Below are 12,019 nucleotides of genomic sequence, written 5' to 3'. Positions count from 1 at the left end.
TGGGGGTGATGGAGGCCATGGGTCATGCCGCCCTCCGTTCGGGCCGGGCGGCCGTGTCGATCAGCTGGCGGATGGCGCGCTTGTTGAAGCCGAAGGTCATCAGCGCCGAGGCGCGGTAGCGCGTCAGGCCGAAGTCATGGCGACACTCAGGCGGCAGATACTGCAGCTGCTTTTCGGTCGGCGGCTGGCGCAGCCAGGACCGGGTCTTGAAGGCGCTTTCGTCGGTCTCATGGGTGTTCAGCCAGTCGTCGGCCTGCGCGAGGCAGACAGTGCGCTCACCGACACCCAACAGGTGGGGGCGCTCGCCCTTCGCCCCGCCGATGGCGTACCAGACCCCGTCCAGCCAGAAGATGCCGCCCCAGGCTGTGAAGCCCGTGGCCATCAGCGCGTCGTCCGTGCCGTAGATGTCGACCCAGGCGAAGCTGGACCGCTTCAGCAGGTCGATTTCCGTCATCATGAAGCCCGACAGCGGCGCAGCACCGCCACCTTCACCGGTCTCTTCGTCCTCCCGCGGGAACGCCTCGCCGCAGAGCGGGCATTCGGTGGCGGCCAGCGGGATCTCCGCCTCGCAGGCAGGACAGGTCTTGGTCGGCGCCTCGCCGGTTTCGGTCTTGCCGTCGAGATCGACATCCTGTTCCAGCGTGCCGTGGATCAGGCTCGACGTCCCGAAATCCAGCACGACGCAGTCGGTCTTCACGATGCCGGGGTGTTCCTCCGGATCGACGGTGCGCAGCCCGCGCCCGACCATCTGGATCATCGTGGACTTGTAGGAGCTGGGCCGCAGCAGCACGACGCAGGAGGTGGGCGGATGGTCCCATCCCTCGGTCAGCACCGCCACGTTGACGACGACGCGGATGTCGCCCGCCGCGTAGTCGGCGAGGATCGCCTTGCGGGTTTCTGCCGCCAGATCGCCGTGGATCAGCGCGGCGGAAACGCCCGCCGCCCTGAACGCCTCGGTGACATGCTCGGCGTGGGCGACGGTGGAGCAGAACACCACGGTCTGCCGGTCGCCCGCCTTTTCCTTCCAGTGGCGGATCACCTCGTCGGTGACGGGGGCGCGGTCCATGATGCCCGCCACCTCCGCCATGTCGAAATCCGACATGGTCTTGCGGACGGACCGCAATTCGTCCCGGACACCGACATCGATGACAAAGGTGCGCGGCGGCACCAGGTGGCCCGAGGCGATCAGCTCGCCCAGCCGCACCTGATCGGCGACATTGTCGAAGACCTCGCGCAGGCCCTTCCTGTCGCCCCGGTTCGGCGTCGCCGTGACACCGAAGATGCGTGCATCGGGATTGGCCTCGCGCACCCGGTCGATGATGCGGCGATAGCTGTCGGCGACGGCATGGTGCGCCTCGTCGACAACAAGCAGGTCGAGGCGCGGCATGTCGGCGAGGTTCGAGGCGCGCGCCAGCGTCGGCACCATGGCGAATGCGACCTGGCCGTTCCAGGATTTTTCGGTGGCGTCGATCACCGAGGTAGCGACGCCCGGCACCACGCGCTGGAACTTGGCGCGGTTCTGTGCAGTCAGCTCGTCGCGATGGGCGAGCACGCAGGCCTTTGCGCCGTGGCCGATCATCTCGCCGGTGACCGCCGAGAGCATGATGGTCTTGCCCGCGCCGGTGGGCGCCACGCCCAGCGTGTTGCCGCGGGAAGCGAGCGCAGCCACGCTGCGCTCGACGAAGGTCTTCTGGCGGGGGCGCAGGCGCATGGCCGGTCTCCCCCTTACTGCGCCCAGCTCGGCCGACCGGCATTGCCGGGGGCGGACGCGGGCTGGCTGGGCTGGGTGGCCGTGGTGGGCTGCGTGGCTTGGCCCTGCGCCGGGGCGGCGGCGAACTGCGGCGCGACCGTGCCCATCAGCGCGGCGTAGTCGCGGTGATCGGGGGTGACCGCAGCGCGGATCTCGTTCTTGTCCTCGCCGTTGGTGTCGGTGCCGATGTCGATGCGGGCGACGAATTCGACGCCGTCGAGATCACCGAACCCGTTGATGCGGCGGCGCGCCTGCGCCTCGGGCGAGTTGTCCTTGTCCGACACGCCGCGCGCCGAGTTGAGGATGCCACGGATCAGGCCGCGCCCCATGTTGGCCCAGTCCGGGCCCTTCGGGCTGTAGAGTCCGATCAGCGACCAGACCTTGCGCCGGGCATAGGGCCCTTCGAGCACCGTGTATTCGGCGTCGAGATAGACGGCGCCGGTGGCGGCGCGGCGCGCCCAGCCGCCGGTCCAGCCCTGCGAGGCGTCGTCGAAACCGCCCGGGCGGAGCGTCAGGCGCACCTTGGCGAGCGTGCCCTTCGGGATGACGTTGGTGTTGGATTGGGCAGAGTTGAAGTCGTTCCAGGGTCCGGACATTGCGCGGCTCCTTTCAGTTGGAGGATGGGACGCGCAGTGGCGTCAGAGGAGAAAAGCCACCCCGGCGACCGGATCGGGACACCGGGCATGAGAGGCGCTCAGCCATGGCCGGGCTCCTGCGCGGGGGCGGGATCGGCGGGCGTCACCGGCGGCCAGGTCAGGCGTTCGGAGGCAGGCGCCGCGGGGCGCTGGATCTTCTCCATCAGCCGTCCGAGATGCGGGGCCTCGACCCTGTCGAGGCGGCCGGAGCGGTCCTTGGCCGGAAAGCCCCAGGGGTTCAGCGTCTGGCAGACGAAGGCGCGCTGCGGCTGGCCGCCGGGGTCCGGGATGTCGGCCATGGTGATGACCTGATCCACGATCCCGGGCAGTTCGAGCCCGGTCTTCGAGCCGTCTATCTGCGGCTGGAAAACCTTGCGATTGAAGTCATCGAGCCGTTCGTCGAGGATGCCCACGAACCAGACATGCTTGCCGCGCGTGTGCTGCAGGTGGGTCAGCCACCCGATCATCTCGCGGCCGTGCAGGCCGTAGGCGCCACGGATGTCGGGCTTGCCGGTCTTCTCGGAAAACGCCTCGGGCTGGCCGCGGCACCACTGGAAGCAGAGCCGCCCGGCCACGGTGATCGAGTCGATGAAGACGGTCTCGTATTTGCCGATCACCGCCGGGTCGCCGTAGCGCCCGCAGACCTCGTCGAAATGCGCCTGGCTGTACGGCTGGTCCTCGCGCAGCGCCGGGTTCGGCCCGCCGATGAACACCGCGAAATCGCGGCACTCCTTCCAGGTGCGGGGCCGGAGGGTGTCGATCTCCAGCCCCTCGACAGCCAGATCGCCAGCCTCGAGATCGAGGAAGAGCGTGGTCGAGGCGTTCAGCGTCCAGAGCAGGCTGGTCTTGCCGATGCCGGATCGGCCGAAGATGACGCCCTTGATGCCCTTGCGTTGCGCGAGCCGCTCATCGGCGCCGATGATGGGAAGGGCCATCACTGGCCCTCCTTCTTCATCACCGTCGTGGCGGCGCGATCTGCGCCGATGCACCCCGCCTCGCGGGCGAGCTTGTAGAGCCGCTTCAGTGCATCGGCGCGGCGGTAGGCGACCGTGCTCTCCCGCTCCGCCTCCACGATCGCGAAGGCGATCTCGTCGACGGTCGCCTCGACGACCGGCAGCGGCTCGCGCGGCTCGTCACCGGCGCGCTGCGGGAAGGCGATGGTTTCGGGGAGGTCTTCGAGCGCGTAGCTCGCCTTGCGAAGACGGGTGATGTCGTCCGGCTGGTCCGGCATGGCGGTTCTCCGTGAAATGATGTGATCGAGAAGGCGCATCACGCGGCCTCGCGGACGTCGGGCGCGGGCTCGGCGACGTAGATCGCCAACAGCGGCGTCCCGTCGGCATGGGCGCCGGCGTCCTCGATCTGATAGTTGCGGTTGGGCTCGCAGACCTCGGTCAGCTCCCAGCGGCGATAGAGCCCCGGAAGACGCCTGAAATCCTCGAGCGACAGATCGGCAGTGCGGTTCATGCGTGTCTGCTTTCGGTTGGAGGGAAGGCGCTCGGGGCGCTCGAATGGAAAAAGCCACCGGCGGGACCGGATCGGGACATCGGGTCAGGGGGTTTCCTCGAGGGCGTCGTGCAGTCGGCGCATGGCGCGCTGGTACCGCTTGCGGGCGGCGGCCTCGGTCAGGCCCAGCTCGACCGCGACTTCCGCCTGCGAGAAGCCTTCGATTGCCACGCGGATCACCAGCAGGGCGTCATCGCCGAGCAGCTTCCGCACGGCGCCGTTTAGCCGGGCGTACCCGGTTGCGCCGATGCCGCTTTCGCCGCTGTCCGCCACCTCGTCGGTATCGGCGCCACTGGCGAGATGTTCGCGCGCCGTGTCGCGCTGGCGCACGCGGATCATATCGCGCTCGACATTTCGCAGCACCGTGGCCGCGATCCAGTTGACGCGCCCGAGGTCGAGGCCGCGGACCGCCTCAGTGGTGCGCGCCAGCACGTCGGACGCGACCTCGTCGGCAGTGCCGAGCCTGCGCCAGAGCGACCGGCGACGGATGGCGTCGAGGCCCGGCCAGAGCGCCAGCAACAGCAGCGTCAGGGCGCAGTCGGACGCGGGCCCCTTGCCCTGCGCCGCCCCGACCAGCGCGGAGAGGATGACGTTCTTCCGGGCCGGATCGCCGGTCGTGCGATGCAGCCCGTCCAGCAGGGCCGCCGGATCCCGGAACGGCGCGAGGGGGGCCTGCGCACGCCGGACGGCGTCGAAACTGCGCTGGAAGTGAAGGTTCGTGGATGAATGCATGAGGTGATCACGGATCTCGTGCCACGCGAAGGACATCGGACGCCTGCCTTGCGGCCAGGCGTCCGGCGCCTTCTCGTGGCCAGGTCAGGACGTCGCGCGTCTCTGCGATTTCTGGGGGTTGGGTGAATGCGCGCGTCAGCGCGCGGGTGCGGTCGCGTTGTTCAGTGTGCCGCAGCCGCGGCAGGTGGCCTGAACCGGAAAGCCCACGAGATACTCGTGCCCCCGCGCGAAGCGCAGGTGCATGCGGCCGTCCCGGCAGACGCCGAGCAGCTTGTCACAGCGCGTGCAGCGCCATTCCGAGTTGTGGGTGGTGGGCTTGGTCTTCGCTGCACCGGACCAGCTCGTCTGGGCTGCTTGGCGCGAGGGGAAGGGAGTCGGCATGGAAGTGCTCCTCTGATCGATGGAGCACTCCCATTGGCCTGAAGAATCGGAGCCCGTCAGACCCCCCAATCGGAGCCGGATCGGAGCCAGCTGTCAGATAGCGATCTCCCACGGCCCTTTGGCGCCGAGACTTCTCAGAAAGTTGGCCTTCAGCTTGTCCCAGAGCGGCTGCTTGAAGATGTTCGACAGGGACTGGTCTTCGGCGATTCCCTTGACAAGATCCTTGGTCGACATCGGCATCGGGCCATTGTTGTGGGCATCGACTAGCCGCTGGATGATCTGGATGCGATTTTCGCCCTTGATGTCGATGGTGCCTTTTCCTGGCACGAAGAGGGTCGCGATATCATCGCCGCTACGGGTTAGTCCGACGGTCATGCCTCCACGGGCCAATATCCGATGTCGCCGGAACACGGACCGGAGCTTGTCTGCGACCAACGCGATTTCGGCTTGCTTGGTGTCAACCTGATCAACAAGCGGCGTCAGAACATTGGCCGCCAGGCACGGTCCGGGAGCGGTGCCTGCCTGCAGAACCAGTCCGATACCGAGGTTATGGCGCGACCGAAGTTCCGTATCGACGGCCGACCGGACCCTCTCCCGGTCGAGACCACGCGCAAGGTAGATCGGAACATCGCCGCCATCGACACTGAGCGTTCCAAGGTAGAGGAGATGATCGGTCAACTTCTCGATGGCAGGCGCATCCAGCACTTGTTCGAGACGTGCCTTCAGGTGTTGCGCGACCCAGCCGTCGCGCACCCGATATATCCTGTAGCGATCCGGGTCGCCCGCAGACGTCACCTGTCCCTCGGTGACCTTGAGGTCGGCCACCTTTCGGTCGCCTTCCTCCGCATCTCCCTTATCGACCCGAACGACCACTTCGGCCGCAACCGGACCGACCTCGTCTTCATCGTCGATCAGGTCGTCTCCTTCCCAACCGGCGGGAACGAGGAAGCCCAGATCGGTCAGGAGGCCAGGATCGACACCGCGAGTTTGGAGCCATGCGCCGGTAACCCTGTCAGCTCCGATGTCCCAGATGGCCAGCAAGGCGGGCATGACAGCCATGCTCTCCTCATCGCCCGGTGCGCGACCATCACGGAGGATGTTCCAGTGTCTGAGCAAGCGATGCCCCAGAACTCGCTCGAACGGGTCGTCGATGCTAAGAAGGCTGCTCGTGTTGCGGTCGGTGAGCGTGAAGTTGAGGGTTTGCGCCTCATCCCGTCCCGCGCGGAAATACCGGACCGCAATCTCGACGAAACGGATTGCGAGCGCGCGCTCGAAAATCTTCGGAAGGCCCGGCTGGCTGTCGATGATTTCCGAGATATCCTGGTCGATTGTGGTGGAAAGCGAGAGACGGTTTGCCAAATTGCCGATGCTGATGTCAGCGCGGATCACCTGCGCGCGGTCGATCACCACGTCGTCGAGTTCCGGCGGTTCAAGATCGAGCCCCCGCAGAAACTGCGAAATGTCGTAGGCCTGAAAGTCCACGGGCTGGTTGGAGTAGGTCTGCTCGAGAGCAGTCTCGATGAAGCGTTCGGCAACGGTGTGTCTGAGCTTTCGGTTGCCAGCGCGGACATGGACCCGCCCTGTCGATGGCGTGTAAACAATCATCGCCTCTCCGGGCGGCCGAAAATAGATGCTCGACCGATTGCCATCGTCATCGATCTCCCGAACGCTCGTAGGGGGATCGGGATGGAACAGCAGGTACATCTCCGCCGCCGGTTCATCCCCGTCCTTGGGGATGTCGAACTTGTCGATGCTGTAGCCGTCGCCGCGATCGAGACGCTTGTTGAGGTCGACCAGGAGCTCGGCGAGCAATGCACTGCCGGCGTCGGGGCCCCCGTCGACCGAAGGCGCAGCCATGAAGGTCTGGTAGTGCTTGTCGTAGCGCCGGTAGAGACGCAGGTGCAGGCTGTTCTCCGCCGCTTCGAACAAGCCATGCTCGTTGGCGAAAGCCCACAGGCTTCGCGCGAGCTTGTCCCGCCGGTTCAGAAGTTCCTTGGCGCGGTCCGGTTCAAGAGTGGTCGTGGCGAGACCTTGGAGGACGTATTCGCCGCGGTCGCTGGCAATTGTGACAATCCGTGCTGCTTCAGCTTCGAGCGGGCCCAGCCGGTCCTTCTTTTCCTTCGGCAGCATATTCCTCGCTGCTGTCGGACCGTCCGGATCGTCGGGGTCGAACTTGTAGGTCGCAAGCCAGGCCAACCTCTCGAAAGCCTTGCTGTTGAGAAATCCTGACAGCAGTTCCGGCTCTGCATCGTCGAATAACCGAGAAAGATTAGGGCAAGTTTTGGCCGGGGCGCGTACCATATAAATCTCCGGAAATGCTGAGCTGAACTATAGACCGCGACCGTGGAGCCTAGCTCGGGGCTCGACACCGCGACGTCGCCTCAGGGGACTGAGGTGACTATCACCGCCCTCCTGGCCCGAGAGGATCGCTGGGGCAAGATTCACGCGCGCAGCATCGATCAGCGCCAGGACAAGGGCTCTGATCGGAGTTGCTTTGCGCGCCATGATCTTACCTCGACATACAACTGCTCTCGATTGATTCAACCTCCGATAATCATGGACAAATCCGTGATCGGCAAGCCCTGATGTTCTCTCCCTGTTCGCATTTCTCCATCCCGTTCCTTTGAGATGTCCCGTCCCGGGCGGCTGGGTGGCTTTTGATCGGTAGCACACCATCGATCATGGCCACCAAAACATGAAACGCCCGAACCCGCTTCCTCCCGACCAAATGACCGCCGCCGAACGCCGCGCCGAACTGTGCGGCCTGCTGGCGCTCGGGCTGGTTCGGCTGCTCGGGCAGGATGGGGTCGAAGTATCTGACAACACTGGAGAACGTTGCCTACACTATCCCGACGACCAATGCCGTCATGCAGCTCCAACTCACCGGAGAAACGCATGACGAAGCCCGATCCCATCCCTGCGCGCCTCGCCGCGCTGAAGTCCATGTCCGTCACCCAGTTGAAGTCCGAGTGGCAGACGATCTTTGCCACGGCGGCGCCGAACAACAGCCGAGCGTTCCTCGAGAGCCGGTTAGCCTACCGCATCCAGGAGCTGACCTATGGCGGTCCTGATCGCGAAACCCGACGCATGCTGGACCTGCTGGCCGACGAGGTCAGTGGCACCCTGAGACGCAAGAGCCAGATCGCCGATCCTCGCAATCCCGTGGTCGGCACGAGGTTGATCCGCGAATGGAACGGGGTCGAGCACACGATCACCGTCTTGCGGGACGGGTTCGATTGGCAAGGCCGCCCTTACAAATCCTTGTCCGCGATTGCGCGGGCGATCACCGGGACGCGCTGGAATGGCTACCGCTTCTTCGGGTTACGCGAACGCAAGCGGGGGAATGATTGATGGATCAGCGCGCAAATCCTGTCCGCCGCCAGCGCTGCGCCATCTACACGCGCAAGTCGTCCGAGGAAGGGCTGGAGCAGGAGTTCAACAGCCTGCACGCCCAGCGGGAGGCCTGTGAGGCCTACATTGCCAGCCAGCGATCCGAGGGCTGGGTGCTGGTCCGAGATCAGTATGACGACGGCGGCATCTCGGGTGGCACGCTGGAACGGCCCGGCCTCAAGCAGCTTCTGGCCGACATCGAAGACGGCCTTATCGATGTGGTGGTCGTCTACAAGATCGACCGCCTGTCACGTTCGCTGATGGACTTCTCGAAGCTGGTCGAGGTCTTCGACCGCAACGGCGTGACCTTCGTCTCGGTCACGCAGTCCTTCAACACCACCACCTCCATGGGGCGGCTGACGCTGAACATCCTGCTCAGCTTCGCCCAGTTCGAGCGCGAAGTCACGGCTGAGCGCATCCGCGACAAGGTCCGCGCCTCCCGCATGAAGGGCATGTGGATGGGCGGCTATGTCCCGCTCGGGTACGATGTGAAGGACCGCAAACTCGTGGTGAACGAGGAAGAGGCCGCCACCGTGCGGGGCATCTTCGAGAGGTTCGTCGAGGTCGGATCAGCGACCGTGCTGGCCCGTGAACTGCGCCGCAAGGGGTTCCGCAACAAGCAGGGCACTTTGGTCGACAAGGGATATCTCTACAGGGTGCTGGTGAACCGCGTCTATCGCGGCGACGCGGTCCACAAGGGCAGGGCCTATCCCGGCGAGCATCAGGCCATCATCGACCAGAAGCTATGGGATCAGGTCCATGCCATCTTGCGCGAGAGCCCGCGAAAGCGCGCCAACAACACCCGCGCGCAGGCGCCTGCGTTGCTCAAGGGGCTGATCTTTACGGCCACGGGTGCCGCCATGACCCCGAGCAGCACGAAGAAGGGCGCGCGGCGATACCGGTACTACGTCTCAATGGACGTCATCAAAAATCGCGAACCCAGCGATGCAGGCATCCCGCGCCGCCTTCCTGCCGACCTCGTGGAAGCGGCCGTGGTGACCGAGTTGCGGCGGGTGATGCGCGCCCCGTCGATCACGGCACAGGTCATCGCCCACTTGGCGCGCGAGGGTCACGCCTTCGCCGAGGCCGATGTGATCTCCGCGCTGCAGACGTTCGAAGAAGTCTGGGGCCAGCTGTTCCCTGCGGAGCAGACCCGGATCGTGCAATTGCTGGTGCGCCGGGTCACCGTGACGTCCGAGGGACTGGTGATCGATGTCCGGACCGACGGCGTCTCCGGCGTCATGCGCGACATGATGGCGCCACGAAAGAAGGTGGCGGCGGAATGATGAAATACGACGAGTCCATCCAGATCTTCGTGCCGCTCAAGGTCCGCAAGCAGAACGGGCGGCCGAAGATCATGCCGCCCGCCACCTATCTGCCGAGCGAAGACCGGACACAGGATCCGCATATCTTGCGCGCCATTGGCAGGGCGTGGGGCTGGCGGCGGCGCATGGAGGCTGGTGAATTCAACACGGTGACCGATCTGGCGAAAGCCGTAGGGCTGGCCGAACGCCATGTCAGCCGACAGCTGCGGCTTGCCTATCTCGCTCCGGGGGTCCTCAAGCGCTTGGTCTACAAGCGTGAGGTGCCCGCCGTGACCCTGTTGAATCTGACCGATGTCGCGGCCCTGCCGTGGCACGAACAGCCGGAGCGGGTGTTCGACTGACCATCAGTAAGGGCTTGCAAAGAAGCCGTCATCACCGTGGGCGTTGCATCCGAAAGCGGAGCACCTTGCCGTGCCGACACGAAATGAACTCGACGCGGTATGCGTTCTTCTTTTCCTCATCCTTGCGAAGAAGGAATGATGGCGCATCCCAGAAATCATCGATCCTCACGCCCCCTTTTGCCATCGCCTTTTTCGAGAATACTAGGTCCAGTCGAGCGCGTGTTCTCGGGTTCCGAAAGGTAAAGGCGTAGCGTTCCGGCTCCTCCTGCAGGTCATCAAGATCATAAATATCCAGGCTTTGCCCTTGACGATCCTTTATGACGATCGATCCGCGGACGACAGGCGGCGACTTCAATGGACGATTGCTGTTGTCGGTACATGGATGCTTCGGCCACGGCCAACCTAAGTCGTCAAAGAATACGCGACCACCGTATCGGCTCTGGTAATAAAACACCTTCTCGCCACACACCGGGCAGTAGGCGTTAGGATTGACGTAGGACTCAACTGATCTGAAAGGCGCACTGGAAAGTGAGCTGGAGGACGCGGCCGAGCACCAGCCCCCATTCAGGTGTATCGGCTTGAGAACCCCATCTACATGCCGAAACACGATCGGTTCGCCGCAAGTCCAACAAGTCGCCAAAGTGAGCCTTTCAAACCAAGCGCTTACTCTTCAAACGATACCGTCGACTTGCGAGAACTGTCTACTCGCCATTGGCTCTACCGCTGCCGCTTCACGGCCCGACTGCAATGGCAGGCGTCAGAACTCGCTTCAGTGAAAGCGCGCCTGAAACGTCGTCGCGGTCAGCGAGACATGCGCGTCCAGCGGCGGATGCAGCTCGAACGCCTTCGGCTCGCGTGAGAAATTCCAGAGCCGGAACAGGCGCCATTCCGACCGGCGCTCCTCGGCCACGGCCAGTTCGTTGCGGGTGATGTGGAAGGGCGTGCGCTCCCACCCGTTCGTCGTCTTGACCTCGATCAGCCGCGGGAGCCCGTCCGGGGCGAAACTCGCGATGTCGTAGCCCGCGCCGTCGCCATCCTCCTCCGACACCCAGCGCACCTTGCGCGCCAGATCGTCCCGTCCTGCCGAGCGCAGAGACGCCCGTTCATGCGCCAGCACACGTTCCTCGCCCGCGCGCCCGAGGGCCCGGTTGCGTTCGTCCCGGCCCGCCACGTCGAACTTGCGGGCGATGTGCAGCATCTGGTCCAGTTCCTGCGGCGGCGGCTGGTTCGACAGCGTCGGCGGCGGTCCGATCCAGATCTGCGCGGCCTCGCGCAGGCCAGCGGCGGGTTGCAGCACAGGTTGGCGCCCGAGCCAGGCCGGGTTCAGCGCCAGCCACCGCGCCACGGCATCCACCAAGGTCATCTGGAAGTTGAACGCGGGCTTGTAGCCGGGGATCCAGTCCTCGCCGAGGCCCTTCAGAACCGCGCTGATGTTCTGGTGCTTGAACTCGACGGACCCCTCGGACCGGTCGCTCAGCAGCGGCAGCAGCGCGCGGCGATGCTCGGCCTTGCTGTAGCGGCGCGCAGAGATGTCGTCGGCCAGCATCGCGAAGTAATCCGCGACGATCAGGTCGTTCTCTTCATCCGTCCAGGGACCGTTCGACATTGCGCCAGGCTATGGGCACGAAGTCTGTTTGTCATCAGAGACTTCCGGCAGGGTCCTGCCTCGCTTCGGACGCTTCCGCCGGACTTGGGGATCGGCCGCCACGGAGCCGTCCTTCTGGCCGCCCTGCGCCTTCGTGTCGGTCTCCATCACCGGATTTTTTCGCGAACGGGGCGAACCCATGAACGCGGCAACCCATTGGATATGCGAGGATGTTTTGCGGCGTCCCGTGACCATTGAGGGGCGCTCGAAGAGAGACGCAGGCCGTTCGGAGACCCGTTCCGCGTCAAGCGCCCAGTCTCCGAAGGGCGGATAGCCTTGCCAACACCCTTTGAAACAAAAAGAAAAAAGGCCCCAAT

At 64.9% G+C, this 12,019-nt stretch carries 13 protein-coding genes; 3 read left to right on the top strand and 10 right to left on the bottom strand.

The genetic code is table 11. The annotated features are described in order from the left end of the window. Nucleotides 1-22 precede the first annotated feature (22 nt). From JCM7685_RS01235 to JCM7685_RS01205, 8 genes are all read right to left on the bottom strand, one after another. Entirely contained in the window at nucleotides 23-1,711 is a 1,689-nt protein-coding gene (locus tag JCM7685_RS01235; protein WP_074969519.1) for a DEAD/DEAH box helicase, read from the bottom strand. A 14-nt stretch (nucleotides 1,712-1,725) separates the two neighbouring features. Then, nucleotides 1,726-2,346 (bottom strand): hypothetical protein, encoded by a 621-nt coding sequence (locus JCM7685_RS01230; protein ID WP_074969521.1) that lies wholly within the window; start codon nucleotides 2,344-2,346, stop codon nucleotides 1,726-1,728. A 98-nt stretch (nucleotides 2,347-2,444) separates the two neighbouring features. Further along, nucleotides 2,445-3,320: an ATP-binding protein gene (locus JCM7685_RS01225; RefSeq protein ID WP_074969522.1), complete on the bottom strand. Its 876-nt coding sequence runs from the start codon at nucleotides 3,318-3,320 to the stop codon at nucleotides 2,445-2,447. After that, complete coding sequence (locus JCM7685_RS01220) at nucleotides 3,320-3,616, bottom strand: hypothetical protein (RefSeq protein WP_074969524.1); 297 nt, start codon at nucleotides 3,614-3,616, stop codon at nucleotides 3,320-3,322. Before JCM7685_RS01220 ends, JCM7685_RS01225 begins: the two co-directional genes overlap by 1 nt. A 38-nt stretch (nucleotides 3,617-3,654) precedes the next feature. Further along, nucleotides 3,655-3,849: a hypothetical protein gene (locus JCM7685_RS01215; protein WP_018303655.1), complete on the bottom strand. Its 195-nt coding sequence runs from the start codon at nucleotides 3,847-3,849 to the stop codon at nucleotides 3,655-3,657. A gap of 84 nt (nucleotides 3,850-3,933) precedes the next feature. Next, a complete protein-coding gene (locus tag JCM7685_RS01210; protein ID WP_074969526.1) occupies nucleotides 3,934-4,656 on the bottom strand; it encodes an RNA polymerase sigma factor in 723 nt (240 codons plus the stop codon). Between the two features lie 99 nt (nucleotides 4,657-4,755). Next, a complete protein-coding gene (locus JCM7685_RS19475) occupies nucleotides 4,756-5,001 on the bottom strand; it encodes a hypothetical protein (RefSeq protein WP_139218112.1) in 246 nt (81 codons plus the stop codon). A 93-nt stretch (nucleotides 5,002-5,094) separates the two neighbouring features. After that, nucleotides 5,095-7,302, bottom strand: coding sequence for a hypothetical protein (locus JCM7685_RS01205; RefSeq protein WP_100526007.1), 2,208 nt, complete (start codon nucleotides 7,300-7,302; stop codon nucleotides 5,095-5,097). 594 nt (nucleotides 7,303-7,896) lie between these two features. On the opposite strand from JCM7685_RS01205, the gene JCM7685_RS01195 reads away from it, so the two are divergent. From JCM7685_RS01195 to JCM7685_RS01185, 3 genes are read left to right on the top strand one after another with little or no spacing between them, the layout of a single operon-like run. Beyond that, on the top strand, nucleotides 7,897-8,352 hold the full coding sequence (locus JCM7685_RS01195) for a DUF2924 domain-containing protein (RefSeq protein WP_074969532.1): 456 nt from the start codon (nucleotides 7,897-7,899) through the stop codon (nucleotides 8,350-8,352). Continuing rightward, nucleotides 8,352-9,677 carry a recombinase family protein gene (locus tag JCM7685_RS01190; protein ID WP_074969534.1) on the top strand — a complete coding sequence of 442 codons (1,326 nt, stop codon included), beginning with the start codon at nucleotides 8,352-8,354 and terminating at the stop codon, nucleotides 9,675-9,677. Before JCM7685_RS01195 ends, JCM7685_RS01190 begins: the two co-directional genes overlap by 1 nt. Then, a complete protein-coding gene (locus tag JCM7685_RS01185; RefSeq protein WP_074969536.1) occupies nucleotides 9,674-10,057 on the top strand; it encodes a hypothetical protein in 384 nt (127 codons plus the stop codon). The genes JCM7685_RS01190 and JCM7685_RS01185 overlap by 4 nt, the downstream gene beginning before the upstream one ends. 31 nt (nucleotides 10,058-10,088) lie before the next feature. Here JCM7685_RS01185 and JCM7685_RS19470 read toward each other — a convergent pair whose 3' ends face one another. Next, the gene (locus JCM7685_RS19470) at nucleotides 10,089-10,511 is read right to left on the bottom strand and encodes a hypothetical protein (protein ID WP_139218113.1); all 423 of its coding nucleotides are present in this window, start codon (nucleotides 10,509-10,511) and stop codon (nucleotides 10,089-10,091) included. A gap of 315 nt (nucleotides 10,512-10,826) precedes the next feature. After that, nucleotides 10,827-11,663 (bottom strand): DUF3883 domain-containing protein, encoded by an 837-nt coding sequence (locus JCM7685_RS01180; protein WP_074969540.1) that lies wholly within the window; start codon nucleotides 11,661-11,663, stop codon nucleotides 10,827-10,829. Between the last annotated feature and the right edge of the window lie 356 nt (nucleotides 11,664-12,019).

Source organism: Paracoccus aminovorans (assembly GCF_900005615.1).
GTDB classification, from domain to species: domain Bacteria; phylum Pseudomonadota; class Alphaproteobacteria; order Rhodobacterales; family Rhodobacteraceae; genus Paracoccus; species Paracoccus aminovorans.
This window is presented reverse-complemented; position numbering and strand designations above follow the sequence as displayed.